The organism is Ketogulonicigenium robustum (assembly GCF_002117445.1).
Classification (GTDB): domain Bacteria; phylum Pseudomonadota; class Alphaproteobacteria; order Rhodobacterales; family Rhodobacteraceae; genus Ketogulonicigenium; species Ketogulonicigenium robustum.
Genome location: NZ_CP019937.1, coordinates 1,988,510 through 2,015,288, shown reverse-complemented (window position 1 = coordinate 2,015,288; position 26,779 = coordinate 1,988,510). Strand labels below are relative to the sequence as shown.

General features: G+C 64.3%; 31 protein-coding genes, 2 tRNA genes and 1 pseudogene. 16 read left to right on the top strand and 18 right to left on the bottom strand.

What is annotated here, in order from left to right; translation table 11 throughout:
- Positions 1–7: 7 nt before the first annotated feature.
- A complete protein-coding gene (locus BVG79_RS10005) occupies positions 8–379 on the bottom strand; it encodes a winged helix-turn-helix domain-containing protein (RefSeq protein ID WP_085786771.1) in 372 nt (123 codons plus the stop codon).
- Positions 380–537: 158 nt separating this feature from the next.
- On the opposite strand from BVG79_RS10005, the gene BVG79_RS10000 reads away from it, so the two are divergent.
- The 7 genes from BVG79_RS10000 to BVG79_RS09970 all read left to right on the top strand — a co-directional run bounded on the left by BVG79_RS10000 (position 538) and on the right by BVG79_RS09970 (position 6,640).
- A complete protein-coding gene (locus BVG79_RS10000) occupies positions 538–849 on the top strand; it encodes a hypothetical protein (RefSeq protein ID WP_157115678.1) in 312 nt (103 codons plus the stop codon).
- Positions 850–888: 39 nt separating this feature from the next.
- Positions 889–1,773, top strand: coding sequence for a VOC family protein (locus BVG79_RS09995; protein ID WP_236951351.1), 885 nt, complete (start codon positions 889–891; stop codon positions 1,771–1,773).
- 109 nt (positions 1,774–1,882) lie between these two features.
- Positions 1,883–2,848, top strand: a complete 966-nt coding sequence (locus BVG79_RS09990) for a nucleoside hydrolase (protein WP_085786769.1) — start codon at positions 1,883–1,885, stop codon at positions 2,846–2,848.
- Between the two features lie 51 nt (positions 2,849–2,899).
- Positions 2,900–3,823 carry a DMT family transporter gene (locus BVG79_RS09985; protein WP_085786768.1) on the top strand — a complete coding sequence of 308 codons (924 nt, stop codon included), beginning with the start codon at positions 2,900–2,902 and terminating at the stop codon, positions 3,821–3,823.
- A 283-nt stretch (positions 3,824–4,106) separates the two neighbouring features.
- Positions 4,107–5,117: a tonB-system energizer ExbB gene (gene exbB / locus BVG79_RS09980; protein WP_236951350.1), complete on the top strand. Its 1,011-nt coding sequence runs from the start codon at positions 4,107–4,109 to the stop codon at positions 5,115–5,117.
- 3 nt (positions 5,118–5,120) lie between these two features.
- Positions 5,121–5,582: a TonB system transport protein ExbD gene (exbD, locus tag BVG79_RS09975; protein WP_085786766.1), complete on the top strand. Its 462-nt coding sequence runs from the start codon at positions 5,121–5,123 to the stop codon at positions 5,580–5,582.
- A 2-nt stretch (positions 5,583–5,584) separates the two neighbouring features.
- Positions 5,585–6,640, top strand: a complete 1,056-nt coding sequence (locus tag BVG79_RS09970) for an energy transducer TonB family protein (protein WP_085786765.1) — start codon at positions 5,585–5,587, stop codon at positions 6,638–6,640.
- Positions 6,641–6,684: 44 nt separating this feature from the next.
- Here BVG79_RS09970 and rutD read toward each other — a convergent pair whose 3' ends face one another.
- The 5 genes from rutD to BVG79_RS13555 form a co-directional block, all read right to left on the bottom strand.
- Positions 6,685–7,455 carry a pyrimidine utilization protein D gene (gene rutD / locus BVG79_RS09965; protein WP_085786764.1) on the bottom strand — a complete coding sequence of 257 codons (771 nt, stop codon included), beginning with the start codon at positions 7,453–7,455 and terminating at the stop codon, positions 6,685–6,687.
- Positions 7,452–7,841, bottom strand: coding sequence for a pyrimidine utilization protein C (gene rutC, locus BVG79_RS09960; RefSeq protein WP_085786763.1), 390 nt, complete (start codon positions 7,839–7,841; stop codon positions 7,452–7,454). Before rutC ends, rutD begins: the two co-directional genes overlap by 4 nt.
- Before the next feature lie 3 nt (positions 7,842–7,844).
- Positions 7,845–8,582: a pyrimidine utilization protein B gene (gene rutB, locus BVG79_RS09955; RefSeq protein WP_085786762.1), complete on the bottom strand. Its 738-nt coding sequence runs from the start codon at positions 8,580–8,582 to the stop codon at positions 7,845–7,847.
- A complete protein-coding gene (gene rutA / locus BVG79_RS09950; protein ID WP_085786761.1) occupies positions 8,579–9,664 on the bottom strand; it encodes a pyrimidine utilization protein A in 1,086 nt (361 codons plus the stop codon). Before rutA ends, rutB begins: the two co-directional genes overlap by 4 nt.
- 240 nt (positions 9,665–9,904) lie before the next feature.
- Positions 9,905–9,988: transfer RNA gene (locus BVG79_RS13555), tRNA-Tyr, on the bottom strand.
- 245 nt (positions 9,989–10,233) lie between these two features.
- On the opposite strand from BVG79_RS13555, the gene rlmB reads away from it, so the two are divergent.
- Positions 10,234–11,016: a 23S rRNA (guanosine(2251)-2'-O)-methyltransferase RlmB gene (gene rlmB / locus BVG79_RS09945; protein ID WP_085786760.1), complete on the top strand. Its 783-nt coding sequence runs from the start codon at positions 10,234–10,236 to the stop codon at positions 11,014–11,016.
- Between the two features lie 163 nt (positions 11,017–11,179).
- Positions 11,180–11,605, top strand: coding sequence for a CoA-binding protein (locus BVG79_RS09940; protein ID WP_085786759.1), 426 nt, complete (start codon positions 11,180–11,182; stop codon positions 11,603–11,605).
- Here BVG79_RS09940 and BVG79_RS09935 read toward each other — a convergent pair.
- From BVG79_RS09935 to hisB, 5 genes are read right to left on the bottom strand one after another with little or no spacing between them, the layout of a single operon-like run.
- The gene (locus tag BVG79_RS09935; protein ID WP_085786758.1) at positions 11,595–11,909 is read right to left on the bottom strand and encodes a phosphoribosyl-ATP diphosphatase; all 315 of its coding nucleotides are present in this window, start codon (positions 11,907–11,909) and stop codon (positions 11,595–11,597) included. The genes BVG79_RS09940 and BVG79_RS09935 overlap by 11 nt on opposite strands.
- A gap of 9 nt (positions 11,910–11,918) precedes the next feature.
- Positions 11,919–12,677, bottom strand: coding sequence for an imidazole glycerol phosphate synthase subunit HisF (gene hisF, locus BVG79_RS09930; RefSeq protein ID WP_085786757.1), 759 nt, complete (start codon positions 12,675–12,677; stop codon positions 11,919–11,921).
- Positions 12,678–13,397, bottom strand: a complete 720-nt coding sequence (hisA, locus tag BVG79_RS09925; protein ID WP_085786756.1) for a 1-(5-phosphoribosyl)-5-[(5-phosphoribosylamino)methylideneamino]imidazole-4-carboxamide isomerase — start codon at positions 13,395–13,397, stop codon at positions 12,678–12,680.
- Positions 13,398–14,036, bottom strand: coding sequence for an imidazole glycerol phosphate synthase subunit HisH (hisH, locus tag BVG79_RS09920; protein ID WP_085786755.1), 639 nt, complete (start codon positions 14,034–14,036; stop codon positions 13,398–13,400).
- Positions 14,037–14,624: an imidazoleglycerol-phosphate dehydratase HisB gene (gene hisB / locus BVG79_RS09915; protein ID WP_085786754.1), complete on the bottom strand. Its 588-nt coding sequence runs from the start codon at positions 14,622–14,624 to the stop codon at positions 14,037–14,039.
- Positions 14,625–14,740: 116 nt separating this feature from the next.
- On the opposite strand from hisB, the gene BVG79_RS09910 reads away from it, so the two are divergent.
- The 4 genes from BVG79_RS09910 to BVG79_RS09895 are packed head-to-tail and all read left to right on the top strand — an operon-like array spanning position 14,741 to position 18,737.
- Positions 14,741–15,385, top strand: coding sequence for a paraquat-inducible protein A (locus BVG79_RS09910; RefSeq protein WP_085786753.1), 645 nt, complete (start codon positions 14,741–14,743; stop codon positions 15,383–15,385).
- Positions 15,378–16,073, top strand: a complete 696-nt coding sequence (locus tag BVG79_RS09905; RefSeq protein WP_085786752.1) for a paraquat-inducible protein A — start codon at positions 15,378–15,380, stop codon at positions 16,071–16,073. The genes BVG79_RS09910 and BVG79_RS09905 overlap by 8 nt, the downstream gene beginning before the upstream one ends.
- Entirely contained in the window at positions 16,066–18,168 is a 2,103-nt protein-coding gene (locus BVG79_RS09900; RefSeq protein WP_085786751.1) for a PqiB family protein, read from the top strand. Before BVG79_RS09905 ends, BVG79_RS09900 begins: the two co-directional genes overlap by 8 nt.
- A gap of 8 nt (positions 18,169–18,176) precedes the next feature.
- Entirely contained in the window at positions 18,177–18,737 is a 561-nt protein-coding gene (locus BVG79_RS09895; RefSeq protein WP_085786750.1) for a PqiC family protein, read from the top strand.
- Here the strand turns inward: BVG79_RS09895 and BVG79_RS09890 are convergent.
- From BVG79_RS09890 to BVG79_RS09865, 7 genes and pseudogenes are all read right to left on the bottom strand, one after another.
- Positions 18,738–21,036, bottom strand: a pseudogene (locus BVG79_RS09890) (aldehyde dehydrogenase family protein).
- Positions 21,037–21,044: 8 nt separating this feature from the next.
- Positions 21,045–22,031 (bottom strand): deoxyribose-phosphate aldolase, encoded by a 987-nt coding sequence (gene deoC, locus BVG79_RS09885; RefSeq protein WP_085786749.1) that lies wholly within the window; start codon positions 22,029–22,031, stop codon positions 21,045–21,047.
- A 21-nt stretch (positions 22,032–22,052) separates the two neighbouring features.
- Complete coding sequence (locus BVG79_RS09880; RefSeq protein WP_085786748.1) at positions 22,053–22,901, bottom strand: NAD-dependent epimerase/dehydratase family protein; 849 nt, start codon at positions 22,899–22,901, stop codon at positions 22,053–22,055.
- A 171-nt stretch (positions 22,902–23,072) separates the two neighbouring features.
- On the bottom strand, positions 23,073–23,243 hold the full coding sequence (gene hemP / locus BVG79_RS09875) for a hemin uptake protein HemP (RefSeq protein WP_085786747.1): 171 nt from the start codon (positions 23,241–23,243) through the stop codon (positions 23,073–23,075).
- Positions 23,240–23,401: a hypothetical protein gene (locus BVG79_RS13550; protein ID WP_157115676.1), complete on the bottom strand. Its 162-nt coding sequence runs from the start codon at positions 23,399–23,401 to the stop codon at positions 23,240–23,242. The genes hemP and BVG79_RS13550 overlap by 4 nt, the downstream gene beginning before the upstream one ends.
- 113 nt (positions 23,402–23,514) lie before the next feature.
- The gene (locus tag BVG79_RS09870) at positions 23,515–24,198 is read right to left on the bottom strand and encodes a GntR family transcriptional regulator (RefSeq protein ID WP_085786746.1); all 684 of its coding nucleotides are present in this window, start codon (positions 24,196–24,198) and stop codon (positions 23,515–23,517) included.
- 12 nt (positions 24,199–24,210) lie between these two features.
- Positions 24,211–24,930 (bottom strand): M48 family metallopeptidase, encoded by a 720-nt coding sequence (locus tag BVG79_RS09865; protein WP_085786745.1) that lies wholly within the window; start codon positions 24,928–24,930, stop codon positions 24,211–24,213.
- A 201-nt stretch (positions 24,931–25,131) separates the two neighbouring features.
- Here BVG79_RS09865 and BVG79_RS09860 point away from each other — a divergent pair, with 201 nt between their 5' ends.
- From BVG79_RS09860 to BVG79_RS09850, 3 genes are all read left to right on the top strand, one after another.
- Positions 25,132–25,452 (top strand): TIGR02300 family protein, encoded by a 321-nt coding sequence (locus BVG79_RS09860; RefSeq protein ID WP_085786744.1) that lies wholly within the window; start codon positions 25,132–25,134, stop codon positions 25,450–25,452.
- A gap of 143 nt (positions 25,453–25,595) precedes the next feature.
- Positions 25,596–25,671: transfer RNA gene (locus tag BVG79_RS09855), tRNA-Ala, on the top strand.
- 455 nt (positions 25,672–26,126) lie between these two features.
- Positions 26,127–26,741 carry a hypothetical protein gene (locus BVG79_RS09850; protein WP_085787351.1) on the top strand — a complete coding sequence of 205 codons (615 nt, stop codon included), beginning with the start codon at positions 26,127–26,129 and terminating at the stop codon, positions 26,739–26,741.
- The last annotated feature ends 38 nt before the right edge of the window (positions 26,742–26,779 follow it).

Genomic DNA, 26,779 nt, shown 5'->3' with positions numbered 1-26,779 from the left:
GATGTGTTCAGTCGCCCGTCGGATGTTTGGGCAATAGCGCACGAATACGTGTCAGTGCAGCCGCCCCGTCTTGCTGCAAAATCGCCTCAAGCGCGCGAAACGCGTTCAGCACCTCTTGCCCCGCTGGGGTGACTTGGGCTTTGCCCCCGCTGGCCCCGCCGCGCGCCGACAACACCAGCGGTTGGGTAAAGCTGCGGTTCATTTCCTCGACCAGCGACCACGCGCGTTTATAGCTCATTCCCATCAGGCGACCGGCGGCGGCGATCGACCCTTCGTCGCGGATGTGTTCCAGCAGCTCGGCCTTGCCGGGGCCAAACACGGCATCATCGGCAAATTGAAGGCGCAGCTTAATAGCGGTGATCGGATCATCTTGTTCCATGGCGCGATTCTAGCGCGGTACAGCAACTTGGCAAGGGGGCGACGCGGGGGCGACCGCTGTAACATCCCCGTCAACACAACCGCGCGGGGTCTATTCCCCCTTTGCAGCGCCGCGCGCTTTGGGGCAAAACATCACAGGTTTCAATGTGCTTGGTGCTGATGGTCCGTATCCTGCTACCCCGTATTCTGCTGTCCCTGTTTGCAGTGCTGCTGCTGGCGCTTTCCGTTTGGTCGGGGCCCAGCGTTGCAGCCCCATGCCCTTCGGGGCAGGATCAGGCGGCGGTTTGCATGGCGCCTGGCATTCCGTCCCTGCGAGCGGTGGCCGCCCCCTGCGCCGCCTGCCTGCCCGCAGCCGTCACCCTTTTGCCTGCGCCTCACGGCACAGGACAAATGGTCGCCCCTGTGCCCGCCGCGCTTTTGCCGATACCCGCGCAGCCGCACACCTTTTGGCGCCCGCCGCGTCTGGCCTGATCAATCGCGCCTCCAGCCTTTTTTGATCAGTCAGGATTTATGATGAAACGACGTGACTTCCTGTCGGCGCTTTCTGCCGGCACCCTCTCGCTGGGCGGCTTTGCGCCCCAACTGCTGCTGGCCCAAGGGATGAATCAGCCAATGCGCGCGCCCATTCATGTGGGTAAATCGGGCCTGCGCGCCCGCGACGCCGAGGCGCTTGCCACCTGGTACCAAAGCCACGTCGGCCTGCAAGAAATTGGCCGCGACGGCGCGACGATCCACATGGGTGCGGGCGGCACCGTGCTGCTGGAAATCACGCAGTACGACGGTATCGTGCTGGCGCCCATGCGCGTCGCGGGCCTTTATCACAACGCGTTCCTGCTGCCCGCGCGCGCGGATCTGGCGCGGTGGGTGCTGGACGCCTCGGCACGGCAACTGCGGATCGACGGCTATGCCGACCACCTTGTCAGCGAGGCGATGTACCTGACCGACCCCGAAGGCAACGGCGTCGAAATCTACGCCGACCGCCCCGCCAGCGACTGGGTCTGGCGCAATGGTCAGGTCGAGATGGACAGCCTGCAAATCGACTTCGACAGCATGATCGCCACGCTGGACGGCCAAGACCGCACATGGCGCGGCGCCCCCGCGGGCACTGTGCTGGGCCACGTCCACCTGAAGGTCGGCGATACGATCAAGGCGTCCGACTGGTGGCAAAACGCCATGGGCTTCGACGCCGTCCGCCAACGGGCAGGGGCGGCGTTCTTGTCGACCGGCGGCTACCACCACCACATCGCGGTGAACGAATGGACCAGCATGGGCGCTGGGCGGCGCGACCCCATCCACGTCGGCCTGGATTTCGTGGAACTGCGCAGCCAAGGCCTGACCGCCCCCGCAATCTACGAGGATGACTGGGGCAACCAGATCCGCCTGCTACCGGCCTAACTAAGGCGCGCCTTTGCAGTAAACCGCCGCGCGATTGCATTTTTCCGATGCATTCGCGCGGCGTTGCTGAAATGAGGGGGCAACACCAACGACCACAAGGTTCCCCCTCATGCGCGTGATCATTGATACGGATACCGCTGGCGACGATTGCTTCTCGATGCTGCTGGCCCTTGCCTACCCGGGCGTCTCGGTCGAGGCGATCACCATTTGCGGCGGCAACATCGCCTTCGAGCAGCAGATCGAAAACGCCCTCTATACGCTGGAAGTCGCGGGCAAGGGCGGCAAAGTGCCGGTCTACGCCGGTTGCCAGCGCCCGATGATGCGCAAACCCGTCGATGCCGAATATGTCTTCGGAAAAGACGGCATGAGCGACGCGAACTACCCGCGCGCCCACCAGCGCGCTGAAACCACCCACGCCGTGCAGGCGCTGATCGACATCGTCATGGCCAATCCGGGCGAGATCACCATTCTGGCGCAGGCCCCGCTGACCAACATCGCCGCCGCCGTGGTGCAAGAGCCGCGCTTCGCCGCTGCCGTCAAACACCTGTGGATCATGGGCGGCACCGACAACAGCCTTGGTAACGTCACCCCCGCGGCCGAATTCAACTTCTACGTCGACCCCGAGGCCGCGCAGATCGTGATGAACGCGGGCTTTGCCTGCACGCTCTCCACATGGACGCTCTCGGTGCAGGATTCGGTACTATATGCGGACGAGCTGGCGGCGCTGGACGCTATCGGCACACCGCTGGCAAAGTTCTTCACGCAGGTGAACAAGGCTAGCGTTGAATTCAGTCTGGCCCGCTATGGGCAGGGCGATTCCCTGCACCCCGATTCGCTGACCTGCGCGCTGATGCTGGACGAATCGCTGATCCTTGCGGCGGGCGATTGCGTGGTCGATGTCGAAACCCAAGGGCGCCTGACACGCGGGTATAGCAGCGTCTCCTCGCCGCGCCTGCCCGCGCAAGAGGAAGCGGACCCCGACCTCGGCAAAGCCGATGCGCCCAATGCCCGCGTCATCCGCCGCGCCGACCGCGCGGGCTTCTTGGCTATGCTGCAGCGCACGCTGGCCGCTTGATCCCGTAGGGCAGGGCCAATAAGCATCGGGGGCAACCATCAGGCCCCCGATATGTCCAAACCCCCGCTTGCCGCCTTTTTCGCCAAAATCTGGAACCAACCGCAGCTGCTGCTGGTGCTGGCCACGCTGTTCTGGGCGGGCAATTTTGTCGTCGGCCGCGCCATCCTGACCGAGGCCCCGCCCGTCGCGATGGCCTTTTGGCGCTGGCTGCTGGCGATTATCCCCGTGGCGCTGATCGCGCGGGGGCGGGTCGATTTTGGCCGCGAATGGGCCTTGCTGCGCAAAAGCTGGCTGATCGTCGCGGTGCTGGCGGTGCTGGGGATCAGCTGTTTCAACACCTTCGTCTACCTTGGCCTGCGCGAGACGACGTCGATCAACGCGCTGCTGATGCAATCGGCCATGCCGCTGCTGATCTTGGTGGTGTGTTTCATCTTGTTTGGTGAACGCCCGCTCCCGTTGCAACTGGTGGGGGTGGTATTGTCGCTGGGCGGGGTGATTTTCATCGCCGCGCGCGGCCACCTCGAAACGCTGACCGGCCTTGCCTTCAATCGGGGCGACCTGTGGGTGCTGGCGGCGGTGGTGGCCTATACATTCTATTCGGCGCTGCTGCGTAAAAAGCCCGCCATGCACCCGCTGGGCTTTCTGGCGGCGCTTTTCGTCATTGGCGCGGCGGCGCTGCTGCCGCCCTATCTGGCCGAACACGCCAGCGGGCAGGTGCTGCATCTGACGCCGAAGACGGTGCTGGCCTTGGCCTATCTGGTGATCTTCCCCAGCTTCCTGTCCTACCTGTTCTTCAACCGCGGGGTAGAATTGCTAGGGGCGGGGCGTGCGGGGCTGTTCATCCACCTGCTGCCGGTGTTCGGCAGCGTGCTGGCGGTGGTCTTTCTGGGCGAGCGGTTCGAAGGGTTCCACTTCATCGGTGCCCTGCTGATCGCGGCGGGCCTGCTGATTGCATCGCGCAGCCGCCCAAGCTGAGGCGCAACCTGCGGTAAACGCCAGCACTGCGCGTTCAATGCTGCGTGACCTTGCGGAAACTTGTGCGCAAGATGTGTTCAACCGGCAACATATCCGCTATTCCTGACAAAAATACTGGCAGACTATCTGCTCTTTTTGCGTGAAACCGGCTGCCGGAACGTAAAAGGGGTAAGCCGCCTGCATTGTGCGGGCAACGCCTTGTACACAGCCAGCCGCGACGTCCCGCAGGGGTGGGGCACGGTCAGCTAAAACGAACTCAAAACACGACGGTAGATGTATGGTCATGACTTTTGGCAAAGGGCGCATTAGCGGCCTGATCGCAGCCTCGGCGCTGGTTCTTTTGACGCAACCGCTGATGGCGCAAGAACAAGCCCCGATCCCGCCGCAAGACCAACCCCCCGCCGTCGCGCAGCAGCCCGCCGAACAGGACCCCACTGTCGAACAAGGCACCGATGCCCCCGCCACACCGCAGGTGGACGCCCCCACCGCGCCGGTGCCGGAAGTGGCGCAGCCTGCGGTCCCTGCCGAGAATACCATTGCTGAAACCCCCATGGTCGAAACCGGCTTGGCCGGTCACGACATGTCGCCGCTGGGCATGTACCGTCAAGCCGACGTCGTGGTCAAAAGCGTGATGATTGGCCTGCTGGCCGCCGCGCTTGTCACTTGGGTCGTGCTGATCGTGAAATGGCTGCAACTGACGGGTGCGCGTGGCCGCGCGCGGCGCGTTTTGCGCACCGTCAGCGCCGCGCCCAGCCTAGCCGATGCGCAGGCCCAACTGGCGGGCCGCGCGGGCGTGCCCGCAATGCTCGTGCGCGCCGCCTCGGACGAGGTGGCCGCCTCGCAAGATTTGCTGGGGCAGGTCGAAGGCGACGGTATCAAGGAACGCATCGGATCGCGCCTGAACCGGATCGAGATTGCCGCCGGTCGCCAGATCGGGCGCGGCGTTGGGCTATTGGCGACGATCGGCTCGGTCGGGCCGTTCGTCGGGCTGTTCGGCACCGTCTGGGGCATTATGAACAGTTTCATCGGGATTGCCGAAACCCAAACGACCAATCTGGCCGTCGTCGCCCCCGGCATCGCCGAGGCGCTGCTGGCGACCGCGCTGGGCCTGGTGGCGGCTATTCCTGCCGTGGTCATCTATAACGCCTTCGCCCGCGCGACGACCGGCTACCGGCAACTGCTGGGCGATGTCTCGGCAGCGCTGCAGCGGCTGGTTAGCCGCGATCTGGACCGCCTGACACTGGCGCAGCGCTTGCGCGCGGGCACCGCGCATCATCTGGCAGGGGGGCAGTAACCCATGGCCGGCGGGATCCGCGAGCAATCCGATGACGACATGGACGTCGCGCACGAAATCAACGTGACGCCGTTCATCGACGTGATGCTGGTGCTGCTGATCATCTTCATGGTCGCGGCCCCGTTGGCGACGGTCGATGTGAATGTCGACCTGCCGGTGTCAAACGCCGCGCCAGCCGCGCGCCCCGAAGCGCCGCTGTTTGTGTCGCTGAAGGATGACCTGTCGCTGATGGTGGGCGTCGACCGGGTCGACCGCGACGCCATCGCTGCAGCGCTGGACACGCAAACCGGCGGCGACCGCGAGGCCCGCGTCTTCCTGCGCGCCGACCGCGCCGTCGCCTATGGCGATGTGATGGAAGTGATGAACCTGCTGCGCAGCGCGGGCTATGTGCGCGTGGCGCTGGTGGGGCTCGAATCGGCCAACGCGGTGCCTGTCCCCGCAGAAGCGGCCCCCGGAGCGAACTGACGATGCGCGCGCCTCGCCCCATTCCCGCGCGCCCGCTGACCGAGGATATCGCGCGCCTCAAACTGTCCGAGGTGTCCCTCTGGGCGGGCACCAGCGCCGTGGTGCTGGCGGCTGCGGTGACGGGCGCATGGGCCTACCTCAGCTTTGCGCCGCCTGCGGCAGATGCGGGCGTGCCCGACCCGATCGCGGTCGAAATCGCGCAATTCGACGCGGCCCCGATGACCGAATCCCTCGACACGCCGGAAGGCGAGCTATCGTCCGCTGCGGCGGCCGTCCCCGAAACCACCCCCGAGATGGTCGAGGAAACCGCCGAGCTGACCCCGCCGCCCGAGCTTCCGCCCGAAGTTCTGCCCGAGGAGATGCCTGAGGAACTGCCCCCCGAGGAGGTCCCGCCAGAGGACATCCCGCCCGAGGAGGTCCCCCCCCCCGAAGAGGTAGTCGAAGACATCCCCGATATCGCCCCAGAAGTGCCCCCCGAGGCCGTCCCCCCCGAGGTTGCGCCCGCGCAAGAAACCGCGCCTGCGGTCGATGTTCCCGACCCCGCCGTAACGCTGCCGCCGCCACCCGAATCGCCGCCCGACGAAACCGCCGAGGACGTCGCTGCGCCCATCCCTATGCCGCCGCGCCGGCCAGATCGCCCGCGCACGCAGCCCCGTCCGCAGCCGCCCGCACAGCAGGCATCCGCCGCCGCGGCCCCGCCGCCCGCCCCGCGCCAAGCGGAACAGGCGACGACGACGCAGGCCAACGTGGGCGCCGCCCCCAGCCGCAACCAGATCGCGCGCTGGGACCAACTGGTCGGCCGCCATATCGAACGGCGCAAGGTCGTGCCCCCCGCCGTGCGGCGCGGCGCACGTGGCAGTGTCAGCGTGAATGTGCGGATCGACCGTTCGGGCCGTGTGCTGGGCGTGACGGTGCTGTCGTCCTCAGGCAACCCCGAACTGGATCAGGCGGCAGTTGCGCTGGTGCAAAGCAGCTCGCCCCTACCGGCCCCGCCCGAGGGTATGCCGGAAAACCAGTTGCTGTTCACCCTGCCGGTCGATTACACGCGCAGCCGTTAAAACAGGCCCCGGCACTTGGGGGCCTGTTGTTAGGTGCCTGCGGTTTAGGGCAAAAAACCCATCATAATCTGGTTGAAGCGCGCAGGGTTGGTCACGTTCATGGCGTGGCCGCCCTCTGGCTCCAACACGAATGCCGCGCCGGGGATACCCTCGGCCAAGCGGGCCGACCGCATCCATGGCACCAACAGGTCGTCGCGCGTTGCAACGGCCAGCACGGGCACGGCGATTTCGGCAAGGCGCGCATCAACATCGAATGCACGCAGCGCTGCAATGCGGCGGCGGATGTTGTCGGCCCCTTGGAAATGCGCCAAGCCATGCGCTTCCTCCTCGGCCAAACGCGGGGCGTTTTGGGCCATCCATGCGGCGGGATACAGAAACAGCGGCTGCGCCTTCAAAAACGCCTCGACGCCTGTATTCGCCAGCAGCGCCAGCCGTGCGTCGAAACACCGCCCCGAATGCGGGTCGGCGCGGCTCCATGCGTTGATCAGCGTCAGGCTGGCGACACGGGCAGGGGCCCGCAGCGCCAGATCCAACCCGATCAAGCCCCCCAGCGCATGCCCGATGATGTGGGCGCGCGTCGTATCGCTTTTGTCCATCACCTCGGCCAGATCGTCGGCCATATCGGCAATTGTGACGCCTTCGGGAACAGTGCCGCCCGTGCGGCCGCACCCGCGCTGGTCATAGGTAATGACGCGAAAACGGCTGCGCAGCGCGGCCATCTGCGGGGCCCAATACCCCGCAACGCCCCCAAGGCCAGACGACAGAATCACCGTCGCGGCATCAGGGCTGGGGCCTGCGTGAATGTCGAAATTCACGGCTTGCCGATATGGGCTACGGTGGCGATTTCAACCAGCGCGCCGGGTTTCACCAGCCCGACCTGCACGCAATAGCGGGCGGGTTTGTCGCCAGGGAAGTATTCGGCATAAACCTCGTTCACGGCGCCATAATGGGCCCAGTCGGTGACGAAGATATGGTTCATCGTCACATCATCCATCGTGCCGCCTGCGGTCTCGATGACGGATTTGATAATCTCCAACACATGGCGCGTCTGGGCCTTGGGGTCGTCCAGATGGACGACATTGTTGTTCTTGTCGAACGGCAGCGTCCCCGAGACATAGACGACGCCATCCGCCTTTGTGCCGGGCGAATAGGGGGCTAGCGGCTTGCCGCTACCGGCGGGGACAATGATTTCCTTGGGCATGGGTCAAACCTCCGATTGGGTCGGGGCGATCTGGCTGATCGCACCACAGAAATCGGCCGTGTTGGACACCCAGCCGAAGAATTTCTCGATGTTGTAGATCGCGGCGTCCTGCATCAGCTTGGGGCCAAGGTGATGGGTCGCATCCTCTAGCACCACGCCGAAATATTCCAAATGGAACGCATCGCGCAGGCTGCTTTCGACACAAACGTTGGTCGCGATGCCGACAAAGACCAGGTTCTTGATCCCGCGTGCCCGCAGCGTGCTATCCATGGTCGAGTTGAAGAACCCCGAATACCGCGTCTTGGCCACCACAATGTCACCGGGCTGAGGCGTCAGCGCATCGACGATGGCATAATCCCAGCCGCCTTTGGCCAGCAACTGGCCCTGTAATTCGGGGTTCGCGCGCATATGCTTCAGCGCGTTCGACTTGTGATAGTTGGGTGATCCCTCGCCGCCCGCTTCCACATAGGCGGGGTCCCAGCCGTTCTGAAAATAGATGACCGTCACATTCGCAGCGCGCGCGGCCTCCAGCGTCAGGCGAATGTTTTCGATCACCGATTGCGCGCCAGATATATCGAACCCCGCCAAATCGACATAGCCGCCGACGGTGGAATAGGCGTTTTGCATGTCGACCACGACAATCGCGGTGTCGTCGGCATTGATAGTCAGGGCCTCGGGGCGGCTGGGCAGGGTCAACTTGCGGCCTGCGCGCCCGCCCGTGGTGTCGATTGTGGTGCTCATTCCGCGGCCTCTGCCATGATGTGCTGGCGCGATGTCATCAGCGGCTGCACGTATTTACCAAACTTGTCGATGCCTTCCAAAAAGTCGTCAAAGGTCAGCATCACGCCCCCTGTGCCGGGCACGGCGGCCATCTCGTCCAACATGGCGGCAACCTCGGCATAGGATCCGATCAGCGTCCCCATGTTGATGTTCACCGGCGAGACGGGGCTAGACATATGGCGCACATTGGTGTCGCTGCCCGATGTCTTATCGGCGGCGCTTTGCAGGCCCAGCCACTTGATGGCGTCCTCGTCGGCACCGGCTTTGTAGTGTTCCCACTTGGCCCAAGCTTCCTCGCTTGTTTCCTCGGCAATCACCATCGTCAGGACGAACGACTTCAGATCGCGGCCAGTCTTGGCCGCGGCCGCCAGCAACCGTTCGTTCGTGGGGGCGAAGGCGGCGGGGGTGTTTACACCGACGCCAAAACAGAAACTGTAATCCGCGTAATTGGCCGAGAACGCCAAGCCCTTGTCCGACGACCCCGCACAAATCAGCTTCACCTCGCCCTCGGGCGTCGGCTTCATGTGGCAATCATCCATCTGAAAGAAATCGCCCTTGAAATCCGACCGGCCTGTGGCCAGCAATTCCTTCAAAACCGTCGTGTATTCCGTCAGATAGCCGTAGCGGTCGCCAAAATAGTCATCACCCGGCCACAGGCCCATCTGGCTGTATTCGGGCCGTTGCCAGCCCGTCACCAGATTGACCCCGAACCGCCCGCCCGAGATCGAATCGATCGTCGTCGCCATCCGCGCCACAATCGCAGGCGGCATGACCAGCGTAGCCGCCGTGCCGAACAGCTTGATCTTGCTGGTGACAGCCGCAAGGCCTGCCATCAGCGTAAAGCTTTCCAGATTGTAGTCCCAGAACTCGGTCTTACCGCCAAAGCCACGCAGCTTGATCATGGACAGCGCAAAGTCGAACCCATAGCTTTCCGCCTTCAGCGTGATGGCCTTGCTCAGGGCAAAGCTGGGCTTGTACTGCGGCGCATTCTCCGAGATCAGCCACCCGTTGTTCCCGATAGGGATAAAGACACCGACTTCCATTTTCGCACTCCGATCGGCCAAGCGGCCCGACATGTTCCTGCCGAGATTTCCGCCTGCACGCCGCCCGAGTGCACGAAATAAATTGACCAAAAGAAAAAATTTGTGGGCTGATTCAGTCGCTGCCTAGAAAATCATCCGCTTTCGTAGCGCGCTGCGCGCAATTCAGTCGCTACGTAAATCCGCCCGCAAGGCAATAAAAAACCGCCCAAAAGGCGGCCGGTAAGATCGATAAGGAATTGATGGTGGGCGACCCTGGAATCGAACCAGGCGTGGGTCTCCCCGGCGGAGTTACAGTCCGCTGCCGCACCTTGCAGCTCGTCGCCCCCGCACCTGTGAACAGGTGGCGGATGGCGGCGAAATACCTGCCGTATCCCATACCGTCAACAGGAAAAACCGTGGAATCCCGCCGCTCTGGGTCAGATTTCAACCTGTCGTAGCGGCATTTATCGCAAATCACGCGCGATGGGGCTGATATTGGGGCTTGCGCGCGCCTGCCATCGCCCGCCATTAGGGCAGGGAACGGGCGCGCGCGGCGCAGCCCACCCGCTATCTGCAGAACGAGGACGGTCATGAAAAAGCCCTTGTGGGTTATCGAAAAGGAACAGGCGCGTCGCGCCTCGGCCCAAGAAACCGTGTGGCTGTTCGGCCTGCATGCGGTGCGTGACGCGCTGCAGAACCCCAACCGCACGCGCCTGCGTCTGATCGTGACCCAAAACGCCGCCGACAAGCTGGCCGACGCCATTGCCGCCAGCGGCATGCAGCCCGAACTGTCGGACCCCCGCAAATTCGCCGCGCCCATCGACCCCGAATCGGTGCACCAAGGCGCCGCGCTCGAGGTGAAACCCCTCGACTGGGGCAGCCTGACTGATGTCGCGCTGGGCGACGGCCCGATGCCGCCGCGCCTTGTGCTGCTTGACCGCGTGACCGACCCGCACAACGTCGGTGCCATCCTGCGTTCGTCCGAGGTGTTCGGCGCGCGCGCTGTGGTGGGTGTGCAGCGCCACTCGGCGCCCGAAACCGGCGCGCTGGCCAAAACCGCCTCGGGCGCGCTTGAGCGGCAACCCTACATCCGCGTGCGCAATCTGGCCGACGCCATGAACCAGTTGCGCGACATGGGCTACCTGATCCTCGGGCTGGACGGCGAGGGCGAGATGACCATCGAACAAGCCGTCGAGGGCCGCCGCGATCGCCCCGTCGCCATCGTCATGGGGGCCGAAGGGCCGGGCCTGCGCGAAAAAACGCGCGAGACCTGCGATCATCTGGTGAAGATCCCTGCGGCGGGCGGCTTCGCCTCGCTCAACGTCTCGAATGCGGCGGCGGTTGCGCTTTATGCGCTGTCGGTGCGTGATTAACGGATTATCACGATTTCTTGATAATGCTGGTCTGCGGCGTAATGCTGCATATGTGCAACGTCAAGGAACGCATTCTGGAACCCTGCGTTTCTCTTTACTGTCCCTCGTTCCACACCTTTGCCCGGGCTTTGTCCCGGGCTTTTTTTCACCAAAGGGGTGCGTCATGACCGATCAAACCAAAACCGCGCTGGAACAAGCCCGCCGTATCGCTGTGGTCGGCTATTCGGCGAACCCCGCGCGGCCCAGCCACCGCGTCGCGCAGTTCCTGCAGGCTGCGGGTTACGATGTGATCGCGGTCAATCCGGGGCTTGCAGGGCAAATCCACCTTGGCAAACCAGCCGTGGCGCAGCTGTCGGACATCGCGGGCGGCGTCGATCTGGTCGATGTCTTCCGCGCCAGCGATGCGGTGCCCGCCATCGTGGACGAGGTTCTGGACCTTGACCCGCGCCCGCAGACGCTGTGGCTGCAACTGGATATCACCAGCCCCGCCACGCAAAAGGCGGCGGATGCTGGGATTGCCGTCGTCGAAGACCGCTGCACGGCCATCGAATACCAGCGCCTTTTCGGCGCGCAGCGCGTTACGCCTTAGGGCGCGCGGCCTTCTCAGCCAAGCCCGACTGCGATTCGCGGCGAGCCAACTCGGCCTCGATGTCGGCCAGCGTCACATCGCGCGCGGCGCACATGACCAGCAGGTGATAGATGCTATCCGCCGCCTCGCCAATCAGGGCGGCGCGGTCGCCTTTGACGGCCTCGACAATCGCCTCGACGGCTTCTTCGCCAAACTTCTGCGCGCATTTTTCGGGGCCGCGTGACAGCAGCTTGGCGGTCCAGCTGCTATCGGGATCTGCGGTCTTGCGGGCCTCGATCGTGGCGGCCAGATTTTGCAGCGACATCGCGCCCTCCTACAAACGAACGGGAATGCCGGCGGCGGCCATATGGGCCTTGGCCTCGGCAATGGTAAAGGTGCCAAAGTGGAAAACCGACGCGGCCAGCACAGCCGACGCCCCGCCCACAGTCACCCCCTCGACAAAATCGTCCAGCTTGCCCACCCCGCCCGATGCGATAACAGGCACGTTCACCGCATCCGCAATCGCGCGGGTCAGGGGCAGGTTGTAGCCGTCCTTGGTGCCGTCACGGTCCATCGAGGTCAGCAAGATCTCGCCCGCGCCCTTGGCGGCAACGGTGCGCGCAAATTCCACGGCATCAATGCCGGTGGCTTTGCGTCCGCCGTGAGTGAAAATCTCCCACCGGCCGGGCGCCACGGTTTTCGCGTCAATCGCCACTACAATGCACTGGCTGCCAAAACGCAGCGCGGCTTCGGTCACCACATCGGGGTTCGCCACAGCGGCGGAATTGAAGCTGACCTTGTCGGCCCCCGCCAGCAGCAGGGCCCGCACGTCGTGATGGGTGCGCACGCCGCCGCCGACCGTCAGGGGCATAAAGCAGGCCTCGGCGGTGCGGGTGACCACATCATACATCGTGCCACGGTTTTCGTGGGTGGCGTTGATGTCCAAAAAGCACAGCTCGTCCGCGCCTGCGGCGTCATAGGCCTTGGCCGCATCCACCGGATCGCCCGCGTCGACAAGGTCGACAAAGTTGACGCCCTTGACCACGCGGCCGTCGGCCACGTCAAGGCAGGGGATCACGCGGGTCTTCAGCATCTATTCCTCCAGCGCGGCCAGCGCCGCCGTCAGATCAATCGCGCCATCATAGAGCGCGCGCCCCGAAATCGCGCCCGCAATCACGCCGGTATCGCGCAAGGTGACCAGATCGCCTAGCGACGACACCCCGCCCGAGGCGATCACCGGTATCGACACCGCGCGCGCCAGATCGGCCGTCGCTTGGACGTTCGGGCCCTTCATCGCGCCGTCGCGCAAAATGTCGGTGTAAATAATCGCGGCAACGCCTGCATCTTCAAAGCTGCGGGCCAGATCGGTCACCAGCACATCGGTTTCCTCGGCCCAGCCGCGCGTCGCCACGCGGCCATTGCGCGCGTCGATGCCGACAGCAACATGGCCGGGGAAAGCGCGGGCCGCCTCGCGCACCAGATCGGGGTTTTCGACCGCGACGGTGCCCAAGATCACGCGCTGCAGGCCCTTTTTCAGCCAAGCTTCAATCGTCGCCAGATCGCGGATGCCGCCGCCCAGCTGCGCGGGGATCTTCACCTGCGCCAAAATCTCGTCCACCGCGCCGCCGTTCACGGGCGCACCGGCGAATGCGCCGTTCAAATCGACCAGATGCAACCACTTCGCGCCCGCCGCTTCAAACGCCAGCGCCTGCGCTGCGGGGTTGTCGTTGAAAACGGTGGCCTGATCCATCTCGCCATGCACAAGGCGCACGGCTTGGCCGTCTTTCAGGTCAATCGCAGGGTAAAGGATCATTTACGGGGCCCAGTGTAGGAAGTTGGCAATCAGGCGCAGGCCGGTGGCTTGGCTTTTCTCGGGGTGGAATTGCGCGCCGACAATATTGTCGCGCCCGACGATGGCGGTGATGTCGCCGGCGTAATCCACATGCGCCAGCCGCTGCGCGGGGGTGCCCACGCGCATGGCCCAGCTATGGACGAAATAGGCGTGATCGCCGGTCTTGATGCCATCCAGCACGGGGTGGGGGGCGTCGATCACCAGATCATTCCAGCCCATATGCGGCACCTTGAAGGTGGGGTTGGCGGGTGTGATGCGTTCAACCTCGCCGTCGATCCAGCCGAAGCCGTCGGTCAATTCGTATTCATGCCCGCGCAAGGCCAGCATCTGCATGCCGACGCAAATCCCCAAGAACGGCCGCGCGCGTGCGCCCACCGCCTCGAAGATCGCCTCTTGCAGGCCGGTCACATCGCGCAGCGCTGTGCGGCAGGCCGGAAAGGCCCCGTCACCGGGCAGCACGATCCGGTCGGCGCGCGCCACCACATCGGGGTCAGATGTGACAACCACATCCCCGCCATCGGTTTCCCGCGCCATCCGCTCGAACGCTTTTTGCGCCGAATGCAGGTTGCCGCTGTCGTAATCAATCAGCGCCGTCAGCATCTACAGCGCGCCCTTGGTCGAGGGGATCGCATCCGCTTTGCGGGGGTCAACCTCCAGCGCGTCACGCAGCGCGCGCGCGACGGCCTTGAAAGCGGCCTCGGCAATGTGGTGGCTGTTGAAGCCATGCAGCTGGTCGACGTGCAGCGTGATGCCGCCGTGCGTTGCCAGCGCTTGAAAAAACTCGCGCACCAGTTCGGTATCAAAGGTGCCGATCTTCCCCGAGGGGAAGGTGACGTTCCAGACCAGATAGGGCCGGCCCGACAGGTCCAGCGCGGCGCGCACCTGCGCGTCATCCATCGGCAGGTGGCATTCGCCATAACGACGGATGCCACGCTTGTCGGCCATCGCCTGCGCAATGGCCTGACCCAGCGCAATACCGGTGTCTTCCACGCTGTGGTGGTCGTCGATATGCAGATCGCCCGCGCAACGCACTGTCATGTCAATCAAAGCATGCCGCGACAACTGGTCCAGCATGTGATCGAAAAAGCCGACACCCGTTTGGTTGTCGTAAATACCCGTCCCGTCGAGGTTCACCGTGACGGAAATATCGGTCTCGGCGGTCTTGCGTGTGATGGTGGCGGTGCGCATGAAAGCCTCATTTCTGGCGACTGCGATTGCAATAGACGACAGGTCGGACAGATAAAAGCCATTTAATACCGCTGCGACACTGGTTAAGCTTACCTGACAGACAGGAGGAGCCGCCCGTGTCCCGCGTATATACTGACGCAGAACTGGTCGATCTGATCGCCTGCCCGCACTGTGATGCGCTGTACCATGTGCGTCAGGTGCCAGCCAAAGGCGAGCGTGCGGTATGCGCGCGCTGCCATGCCGTGCTGATCGCCCCCAAGCGCAAGGCCGGCATGATTATCATCATGCTGGCGGTGACCGTGCTGATCCTTGTGATTGGGGCGCTGACCTTTCCGTTCATGTCGATCAGCGCTGCCGGATTTTCCAATCAAACCACGCTGATCGGGGTGGCGCTGTCATTCCCGTCGGGGTTCTTGTCGGCGGTCTCGCTGATCTTTCTGGCGGCGGTAATCTTCTTGCCACTGCTGCGCGCGGCGCTGATCATCTATGTGCTGACGCCGGTTGTCTTCGACAAGCCGCCACTGGAAGGGGCGGTGCCCGCCTTCCGCTGGTCGGAAACCCTGCGCCCGTGGGCCATGTCCGAGATTTTCGTCATGGGCTGCGCGGTCGCGTTGGTGAAGGTGACCGACCTTGCCGATGTGCATTTGGGGGCGGCATTCTGGATGTTCGCGGTGCTTTGCGTCGTCACGACCGTGCAAGACGCGTTCATGTCGCGCTGGATGGTCTGGCAATCGATCGAGGAGCTGACGCCCCATGACTGACCAGCACCTGAGCGCCACTCCAGAAATTACCGCTCGCGACGCGGGGCTTGTCGGCTGCCGCAGTTGCGGCCGCGTCTGGCCGCTGGAAACCCCAGCCTGTGGGCGCTGCGGCGCGCGGCTGCAATCACGCGACACCCACAGCATCAGCCGTGTCTGGGCGTGGTGGGCGGCGGGGCTGCTGTGCTACATTCCGGCGAACCTCTACCCGATGCTGGAAACCCGCGTGCTGTTCAACACCAGCTCCGACACGATCGTGGCGGGGGCGGTGCACATGTTCAACATGGGCTCGGTCGCGGTGGCGCTGGTGATTTTGCTGGCCTCGGTCGGTATTCCCATGGCCAAGTTCATCACCATTGCCTGGCTGGCCATCACAGTGCAGCGCGGCAGCAAAATCGGTGCCGTGCAGCGCCAAACCCTGTACGAGGTGGTGGATTTCATCGGCCGCTGGTCGATGATCGACGTGTTCGTCGTCGCCATCACATCGGCGCTGGTCCAGCTGAACGTGGCGGTCTCGATCCTGCCGGGGCCGGCGGCGCTCACCTTCGCGCTTAGCGTGATCTTTACAATGCTATCGGCGCAAGCTTTTGATACCCGTATGATCTGGGACAGCTTCCGCCGCGCCGAGGACAATGACAGACAGGCGACTGCTGCCCAACCCCAACAGCCCAAGGTTCCCGCGCATGAGTGATCCGATCCCCGACGTTCCGGTCAAATCCGCCCGCCGCAGCATCTGGAGCCGCGTGTCGATTGTCTGGCTGGTGCCGATTGTGGCCTTGCTGATCGCGCTGGGGTTGGCGTGGCAGAACTATTCCGAACGCGGCCCGCTGATCGAAATCGTCTTTGACGACGCATCGGGCATCCGCGCCAACGAGACGCAGCTGCGCTATCGCGACGTGGCCGTGGGCATCGTTGAAAAGGTGGGCTTTACCGACGATTTGGATCAGGTCGTCGTGTCGGTGCGCGTCGACAAAGGTGTTGCGCCCTATGTCGACAGCAGTGCGCAGTTCTGGGTTGTCCGCCCCGAGGTGACGACCCAAGGGGTAACGGGCCTCGATACCGTGCTGTCGGGCGTTTATCTGCAAGGTCTGTGGGACAGAACCCCCGGCACCGCGCAGCACGATTTTCAGGGGCTGGCCAGCGCGCCGCTGCTGCCCACGGGCGAGCAGGGCCTGCGCGTCACGCTGCGTTCGCGCGACCAGACGCTGACGGGCAACAGCCCCATCATTTACAAGGGCGTCGAGGTTGGGCGCGTCGGCCCGGCATCGGTGTCGACCGACGGCACCACCGTCGAGGCCGAGGCCGTCATTTTCGCCCCCCACGACGCGCTGGTGACAGAAACGACGCGGTTCTGGAACAGCTCGGGCTTCTCGGTCTCGCTGGGGCCGTCGGGCGCGGCGCTGAACTTCGGCAGCCTTGCCACGCTGATCGCGGGGGGCGTGACGTTCGATACCTTCGTGACGGGGGCGGCACTGGCGCAAAACGGCACCGATTTCGATGTCTATGCCGATAACGCCTCGGCGCGCGCCAGCGTGTTCTCGCACGAGGATGGCCAGCCGGTGAACCTTGTCGCCGTGTTCGAGGGGAACATAACCGGCCTGACCGTCGGCGCCGCCGTCGAGCTGGAGGGGCTGCGCATCGGCGAGGTGTCGGGCATCAATGGTTATATCGACGCTGCCCGCTTCGGCGATGATTCCCTGCGTCTGCAGACGATCATCTCCATCCAGCCCGCCCGCTTGGGGCTGGAGGGTGACAGCAGCAGCATGGAAACCATGGCTTATCTGCAAAATCAGGTTGAAAACGGCGGGCTGCGTGCGCGTCTGGTAACCGGCAGCCTGTTTACCGGCGGGCTGAAGGTGCAGTTGCTGCGCACCGACGACCGTAGCGGACAGATCAATATGGATGCGCAGCCATACCCCGAGATCCCGACCGTCGCCTCGCAGATCACCGATGCCGCCGATACGGTGCAGGGCACGCTTGATCGATTTAACGACCTGCCGATCGAGGAGTTGATGCAAAGCGCCGTCAGCTTCCTCGACAATGCCTCGAGCCTGGTCGGCAGCGCGCAGACGCAGGCGATCCCGGGCGAGGTGATGAACCTGCTGGGTGACGCCCGCACGCTGACCGCATCGCCCGAGGTGCAGGCCCTGCCGGGGCAGGTGGGCCAGACGATGGCGGGCATCACCGCCGCCGTGGGCGATCTGCAAGCCGTCATCGCCGATCTGCGGCAGGCGGACGCGGTCAACCGCATCGTCGATGCGATCGACAACGTGCAGCAGGTTGCGGGCGAAATTGGCGAGGGCTTTGAAGGTATGCCGGGGTTGGTGCAATCGATCGACGATCTGGCCACCCAATGGCAATCGCTGCCGCTAGAGGGGGTCGTGACGCAAGCCGAGAGCCTGCTGGCGACCGCAGATTCCGTGTTGGGCGACCCGCGCACCCGCCAGTTGCCTGCTGACCTGTCTGGCGCGCTGAACAGCCTACAGGCTGTTTTGGACGAGGCGCGCGGCGGCAATCTGGTGGGCAATGCCAATGATGCACTGGCCGCTGCCAGCCGCGCGGCTGACCAGTTGGCCGCCGCCACCAACGACCTGCCCGCCCTATCGCAGCGCCTGAACGCGCTAGTCACTCAGGCTGGCGGCACGCTGTCGGGGTTCGATCAGAACGCCACGATGATGCGTGATCTTAGCCTTGCGCTGCGGCAGATCAACACCGCCGCCAGCGCCATCACCGACCTTGCCCGCGCGCTGGAGCGGCGCCCGAACTCGATCCTCTTTGGCCGATAGGAGCTGATATGAAAGCCGTACTGCCTTTTGTTGCCCTGCTGGGGCTGGCCGCCTGTTCCAGCCCTGTCCTTTACGCCGTGGACAGCCCCGTGCCGCTGGACCAACGCGCGCGGATCGCGTTCTCGTCCATCGAGGTGGTCGAAGTGACCCTGCCGCGCTATGCCGCGAACCCCGACATTTACCGGCAGGCTGCCGATGGCGGGCTAAAGGCGATTTCGGGCGTCAGCTGGGCGGATGATCCGGCCCCCGCGATGACTGCCGATCTGGTGCAGGTGCTGACCGGCATGACCGGCGCGCGCATCGCGGCCGAGCCGTGGCCCTTCCGGTCGTATGCGCAGGTGCGCCTCGATGTGCGCGTCACCACGATGGTCGCCCGCGATCAGGGGGACTTTCTGCTGATGGGGCAGTATTACGTCGCGGGGCAGGAAGACGGCTTCCGCGAGCGGGCGCGCCCCTTTGCCATCGCGATCCCGCTGCCGCAGGGCTTTGGCGCGGCCGAAGTTGCGACCGCGCGCGGGCTGGCCGTGTCGGAATTGGCCCGCCAGATTATCGCCGGCGGGCTTAGCTGATTACAGCCCGAAGGGCACCCAGATCGTCTTCACCGCCGAGGCCGCGTCTAGCACGCGGGTCATGTCGGGGGTGAAGGCGCCCGTCCATGTCCGCTTGAGGTTGCGGGCGGATTCCTCCTCGACCCCGGGCGCAAGTGCGGGGTCGAACGCCCAAGCCGCGTCGATGTCGTGGTGGGCTGCCATGTGCGGGGCAATCTCGTGCGGGTTGGCGGTGATGATGTTCACCGTGCCCGCAGGCACATCGGATGTATCGAGCACCTGATAAAGTGCGGTCGCGATTAGCGACAGGCGCGGCGGGACGACCAGCGTGATGCGGTTGCCCAGCGTCAGCGCGCCGCCCAGCAGGGTGATCGGGGCCAGCAGGCCCGCGTCATCGGGGCAGATCGCCGCGATTTTCCCGACGGGTGTGCGCAGCACCAGCGACAACCCGCCAAAAGGCACCCCCGCCACGCGGCCGTCGAACTTGTCGGCCCAAGCGGCGGCGGTGAACAGGGCGTTCAGGCTGTCTTCCACCTCGGCCTGACCTGCGCCGCCAAAGCGGTCGATCAGCGCGGCGAATTCGCCTGCGCGGGCCGACAGGTTCTCGGCGAGAAAATACAGCACTTGCGCGCGGGCGTGGCCGCTGGTGGTGGCCCAGCCCTTGGCGGCGTTCATCGCCTCGACCGCGTTGCGCAGGTCTTTACGGCTGCCCGCCCCGACATGGCCGGCCAAGGTGCCGCCCGTATCGTGCACTGCGATGGAATAGCCGCTGTCGGGGCGCGCCTGTTTGCCGCCGATATACAGCTTGGCCGTGCGGTCGATGCCGCTGACCTCTGGCTGCGGGGCGGGGGGCGAGGTGCGCTGGGGGGCGGGTGCCTCGGTGGGGCGGGTGTAGGCGGCCAGCCCCTCGGGGCCGCCTTCGCGGCCAAAGCCGCTTTCACGGATGCCGCCAAAGGGGGCGGCGGCGTCCAGCATGTTCGCGCCGTTCACCCAGATCACCCCTGCGGCCAGTTGCGGGGCGATGGTCAGGGCGGTGTTGATGTTCTCGCTCCAGACGCTGGCGGCAAGGCCGTAGCGGGTGTTGTTGGCCAGTTCCACCGCCTCGGCCGGGGTGCGGAAGGTGGTCGAGACAAGGACGGGGCCGAAAATCTCGTGCTGCATCAGCGCGTCGGACGGGCTGAGGCCGGTGATCAGCGTGGGCGGGAAGAAGCTGCCGCCGTCGGGCAGCGGGCAGGGCGCGGTATGGGTGGTGCCCGCCGTGTTCGCGCCGACCATATCGCGGATGCGTGCCAGCTGCGTGGGGTGGACGATGGCGCCGATGTCGACCGATTTATCCAGCGGGTCGCCCATGCGCAGCGTTGCCATGCGGGCCTTCAGCTTCAGGATGAAGCGGTCTGCGATGGGTTCGTGCAGCAGCAGGCGCGACCCTGCGCAGCAGACTTGGCCTTGGTTGAACCAGATCGAATCGACCACGCCCTCGACCGCGCTATCCAGATCGGCGTCGTCGAAGACGATGAAGGGGGACTTGCCGCCCAGTTCCAGCGTCAGCGCCTTGCCGGTGCCTGCGGTGGCCCGGCGGATGATGCGGCCCACATCGGTCGAGCCGGTGAAGGCGATTTTATCGACATCGGCGGCCACCAGCGCAGCGCCGGTATCACCATCGCCGGTGACGATGTTGACGACGCCTGCGGGCACACCCGCCTGCTGGCAGACCTCGGCAAAAAGCAGCGCGGTCAGCGGAGTGTATTCGGCAGGTTTCAGCACCACGGTATTGCCCGCCGCCAGTGCGGGCGCGACCTTCCACGCCAGCATCAGCAAGGGGAAGTTCCACGGGATGATCTGGCCGCAGACGCCGTAGGCGCGGCTGGTGGCGGGGAACAGTTGGGCCAGCCCCGCGTGGTAGTAGAAATGGCGCTGGGCCAGCGGGATGTCGGCGTCGCGCGCCTCTCGGATGGGTTTGCCGTTGTCCAGCGTTTCCAGCACGGCGAACAGGCGGGCGTGCTTTTGCAGCAGGCGCGCGATGGCATAGAGGATGCGCGCGCGGGCGGGGCCGCCTGCGGCTTCCCATGCAGGTTGGGCCGCGCGGGCGGCGGCGACGGCGGCGTTGATGTCGGCGCTGTGTGCCTTGGGTGACCTGCGCCAGTTCAGCGCCGCTGGCGGGGTTCTGCGTGGCAAAGGTCTGGCCCGCATCGGTGAAAGTGCCATTGATGAAATGGCCAAAACGGCCGCCGTGCTGCGCGATCCAGTTCAGCGCCTCGGCGGGGCTTTCGGGGGAGGGGCCGTATTCCATGGTGGCGAAAATCTCGGGGATTGTGGGCATGGGATGTCTCAGGCCAAAGCGTGGCGATGGGCGGCGGAATAGGCGCCGGTGACGTGGTGGTCGAGCTGGCGTTCGATATCGCCCAGCAGGGACGAGGCGCCAAAGCGGAACAGGTCGGGCTGTAGCCAGCGGGTGCCCAGTTCTTCGCGCAGCAGCGACAGGTAGGTCAGCGCGTCTTTCGCCTTGGATATGCCGCCGGCGGGTTTGTAGCCGACATGGATGCCGGTGCGGTCGAAATAGTCGCGGATCTGGCGGATCATCACAAGGCTGACGGGCAGCGTCGCGTTCACAGATTCCTTGCCGGTCGATGTTTTGATGAAATCGGCCCCGGCCATCATGCAGATCAGGCTGGCGCGGGCGACATTGTCCAGCGTGCCCAGCTCGCCCGTCGCGAGGATCGCCTTGATATGCGCATCGCCGCAGGCCTCGCGCATGGCGCGCATTTCATCGTAAAGCGCCTGCCAATTGCCCGACAGCACGTGGCGGCGCGAGATGACGATGTCGATTTCGGCCGCGCCTGCCGCGACGCTTTCGCGGATTTCCTGCAGGCGCAGGTGCCAAGGCGAGAGGCCAGCGGGAAAGCCGGTCGAGACGGCGGCGACCGGAATGCCGCTGCCGTCCAGCGCGGCGACGGCGGGGGCGATCATGTCGTGGTATACGCAGACGGCGGCTGTCGTCAGGCCGGTCATGCCCAGTGTGTCCAGCACGTCGGCGGCGATGGGCTGGCGGGCCTTGGCGCACAGGCGGCGGACGCGGTCTGCCGTGTCGTCACCGGCTAGCGTCGTCAGGTCGATCAACGACACGGCCTTGAGCAACCACGCGGCTTGATAGTCTTTTTTCACGCTGCGCCGCGCGGGTAGGCTGGCGCAGCGGCGCTGGATAGCTGGCGCGTTGGTGCGGGTGCCCAGCACCCAGTCCAGATCCAGCGCCATGCCGGGGTTCCGTGGAAGATGTGTCAAGGCTTGCCTCCCGCCTGCTTTGGTTCGTTGTGGCATGCGTTCGACAGTCGGGCAAGCTTAGCCTGTCGGAGTGGTCGTTTTGGCCGTCAACGCCGCGATTGCGGCCATGCCGCTTTCGCCCAAGGGCACGGCGGCGAAGGGGCCGCCAAGGCGGGTCAGTGCCACGTCGTGGGGGTCGGGGGTTCCCGCCTTGGCCAGCAGCGTGGCGGCCCATTCTTCGGCATTGTCGACGGGGCGGTAGCCGAGGAACGCGGCCTTGGTATTATCCACCGGACAGCGGGTGTTGTTCGAGACACCGTAGACGACCGTATAGCCGACCGTGGGCGTATCAATCGCGCGGGTGACCAGTTGGATCAGGTCGCGGTGGCTAAGCCATGTGCCAAGGGCGCGGATGTTCTGCGGCTCGGGGGTGCAGGACATAATGCGCAGGCAAACGGCCTCGATCCCGCGTTTTTCCCAGTACATCCGCGCCATATCCTCGGCGAAGCACTTGGCGAGGCCGTAGAATGTGTCGGGGTGGTGCGGTTCGGTTGTGTCGATGCCGGCATTCGTGGCGGCCAGCCCCACCGCGTGGATCGACGAGGCGTAGACGACGCGGCGCACGCCGTGGCGGTGCGCGGCTTCCCACACATTATAGGCGCCGATGAAATTGGGGCCGAGCAGATCCTCGAACGGCTTTTCATCGACGATGGCGCCGAAGTGGACGACCATGTCGGCGCCTTCCAGCAGGGGCGCGATCTTGTCAAACTTGGCAAGGTCGGCCTGCACATAGGTTTCGTTGTCGAACAGCCCCTCGGGGGCGGGGCGGATGTCGGTGCTGACCAGCTGGGCGCACATTTTCGACAGCGGCCCCCGCAGTGATGTGCCAAGCGCGCCGCGCGCGCCGGTCAGGACGATTTTCTGCATGAGGGGTTCCCTTTCGTGCGGCAAGGTTCTGTCGGTCTTGGGGCTAGGCTGGCCGTGTTGCGCGGCAAGGTCAAGCAAAGCGCGGTGGGCCACTAAACGCGCGCGCATGAAAAAAAGCGCCCTGCGTGAAGCAGGGCGCTGTTATCGCAGCAAGGTTTGGTGAGGCGATAATTACTTGGTCAGGATCAGTTTGCCGGCGCGGGTGATGCGCAGGTTGTATACCTGATCGCCCAGAATGATGCGGGCCTGACCGTTTTTGCCCGTTAGGTCGCGGGCGTCGAAGGTCGGCGTTTCATTGATCAGGGCGTTGGTCATTTCGGGCGAGAGGGGCGCTGCCATCATTGGCGGTTCTCCGTTTCCTCGATGCGGTCGAACATACGCTCGAGGCTGATGTCATCAGAAAGGTGGAAGTCTTGGATCAGGGCGACCAGTTCCTGCCGCAGGGTCGAAAAATCGGCGCTATGCGGCGTTTGGGGCTGGGCGGGTGCGAACATGGCCATGACAATCCTCTCTCACGTTGGGTGATTCGGCTTGCCCTGCCAATGGCCGGGTTGGCTTGATGTGCAATAGTTGACAGAAATACTTGGTTTAGTCAACGACCCTGAAAAGCCATTTAGTTTTTCAGCAGGCGCAGGCCCTGCGTCACATCGGCGCGCACGGCCAGACGCAGGCTGGGTTCATCGCCCGCGCGCAGGGCTGCCAGTATCAGTTTGTGGTGCTGCGGCGGTTCCGTCCGGCGCAGGCGGCCGTAAAGTTTGCGCATCGTTGGCCCCAGTTGCAGCCAGACGGTCTCGGTCAGGGCCAGAAAGGCGGGGGCCTGCGCGCGCAAGTACAGCGCGCGGTGAAATTCCAGATTGGTGCGGATGTAGCCGACGGGGTCTTGGCGGGCGATGGCTTGGCTGATCGACTGGTTGATCGCCTCCATCCTATCGATCAGGGCGAAGTGGGCGCGCGGCAGGGCGCGCGAGGCAAGTTCAGGTTCCAGCAGCGCCCGCAGCGAGGCGAGTTCCTCGAGCCGTTCGTTCGTCAATTCGGGGGTGGCCACGCGGCCCGAGCTGGACATGACCAGCGCGCCTTCGGCGATCAGGCGGCGCACCGCCTCGCGCGCGGGGGTCATCGAGACGCCGAATTGTGCGCCGATGCCGCGCAGGGTCAGCGCCTCGCCGGGGGGCAGTTCGCCGTGCACGATTTGCAGCCGCAGTTGTTTGTAGACGCGTTCGTGCGCGGCGGCGTTCGGGTCGATCGCGTTGCGGTGCGCGCTGGGGTCGATCGGCGGGGCGGGGGGGCGTGTGGGCATCTGCGGGGTCCCCTAGGACGAGAAATCAAGGCGTTGCAGCGCCACGCCATGCGTGCGCAGCCACTGCCGCGCGGCAGCATGGTCTGGAAAGATCTGCGCGACAAGCGACCAGAAGCGATCCGAGTGGTCCATATGGGTGAGGTGGGCGACCTCGTGCGCGGCGACGTAGTGCAAGATGGCGGGCGGGGCCATGACGAGGCGCCAGTTGAACATCAGCGCGCCGTCCGATGTGCACGACCCCCAGCGCGAGCGGGTGTCGCGCAGCGTGAGGCGCGTGAAGGCGCGGCCGGTTTTGGCGGCGTAGATATCGGCGGCGTGGCTGATGTCGTCGCGCGCCTGTGCCTTGAGAAACGCCGCCACGCGCGGGCCAAGCGCCACCCCGCCCGGCACGCACAGCTGCGTCGGCGTTGCCTGCACGCCGCGCTGGGCGCCGGTGGCCAAGGTAAGCAGCGTGCCGCGCAGCGGGATCTGGTCGCCCAAGCGCAGCGCGTGCAGGCCCTGCGCGGGCAGGTGCCGGATAATCCAGTCGCGGCGGCTTTCGGCAAAGCGCTGCGCCTCGGCCACGGGGGTGCGAGGGGGCAGGGTCAGCGTCACCGCACCGTCGCGCTGGGCGATGCGCAGCGTCAGCCGCGTTGCGCGCGCGTTGCGGCGCAATTTCACCAGAATCGGCTGCGCATCTGTGCTGGTGTGGCGCTGCAGGACAAAACTGTCGGGCTGGGGGCGACCGGCCATTTTTTCCCCGTCTGGCGGTTGTGGATGTCGATTTGCGACGCGCAGGCGCAAAAACCTGAGCGGGCGGGATTGTCAAAGGCTTTGACACTCATATCTGCTTATGGCAGGGGACGGCGATCTACCGCAAGGCAAAGGATCGCTAGTCGTTGCCTTGCCGCGTTTACCAAAGGGCCGCGTGGCCCGTTTCCAAAGGGATCCGGAATGCCCAAAGCTGAATGGGGAACCAAACGCCTGTGCCCGACGACGGGCAAGCGTTTTTATGACCTGAATGCAAATCCTATCGTCAGCCCCTACACGGGGTTGGTTGTGAACATCGATACGGTCCGCGGTCGGTCGATCATGGCCGACGCCGCTGATGGCGCCAAGAAGCTGAAGGGCTTCGACGAGGATGATGATCTGCTGCTGGACGATGATGTCGAGGGCGATGACGCCGATCTGGCCGATGAGGTTCTGGAAGACGACGACGAGGACAATGTCTCGTTCGACGATCTGGGCGACGTCGCCGCCAACGACGACGAATAAGTCGTCGGTATCGGGTTTTCGCGGGGCAGTGGTTGGCCTGCGAATATGACCCAAAGTCACACGACCGGACGGATTTTTTCGCTTGATCTCGTCCGGTCGACCCCATAGAGAGACCACATCAGCGGCGACAGTCGCAGATGGAAGGGGCCTTAGCTCAGCTGGGAGAGCGCTTGCATGGCATGCAAGAGGTCAGGGGTTCGATCCCCCTAGGCTCCACCAAATCCCGTCACTGTCACAGAAGCATAACAGTGCAAATTTGAAGCATAAGACTGTTTTTATGCTGTCAATGCGTCATTGCGCGCGGCAAATTTTTCCCCTGATAGGATTTTTATGTATTTGACCATTCTTGGCTTGCTGAGCGGGATGTGGTGGCCGTGCGGCTAGAGATATCGTATGATCGCGGCGGGGCACTATGCGAGCGTGCGTTGTGCGCATGAAGGAGAGTGATCCTTGCCCCCGGGAACGTGCTTAGCACCGCCGGAACGGCGGAAAATTTATGCCCCTAACATCATTCAAGTAGCACCCCCTACATTCGAGCAATTTTCGGAGGCTTTGAGAAGGCCCGTTCAGCCTTTTAAGTCGAGCATCGGGAGTCCCAAGTGGACATACACAATATGTTCATCCGCTCCAGTTAAGTTCTTCTTCACTGTCGACGTGAAATGGAAGGAGCAAAAATGTCGGAGCTCTCTGACGCTCAGTCACAATTGCAGATCGAAGCGGATGAAGTTGTCCGGGTATTGGACTTGGATGCATTGCTCGGCAAGATTGGCCGTCCGATCCGCGTTGGAAGTTCCGCAATGGGCCTGATGGTTAGGCGCGACATAGACATCACAGTCGTCTGCAGCGAGTTGAATGAGGATACGCTTGCGGTGTTCTCAGCGATCGCAGCGCAAATGATATCGAGAACAGATTGCGTGATGGCAGTACGGTTTCGAAATGACACCGGCGACTGGAACATGGAGCCTGAAAAATACCCCGATGGCCATTATCTCGGTTTGTCCGTACGGATGCCTGACCAGCACACATGGGCGGTAGACATTTGGGTCGTCGATGAGCCAGAAAAACAGCCGGATATCCAGCATCTTACGACCCTGCTGCCTCGTCTTTCCGAGGCCGACCGTGAGGCCATACTTGCAATAAAGCTCGTTCTTGCCGCCCCGTCCCCGGGTGCAGCCCAAATCCCGAGTGCGTTGGTATATGGAGCGGTTATGGATCAAGGAATACGAACATACCAGGAATTCGAACACTGGTGCCGTCGGGACTATGTGTGTGCTTCTTCGTCCAGCTAAATGGCGGCTTGTCCCGCATGATTGCCGGATGAGCTATC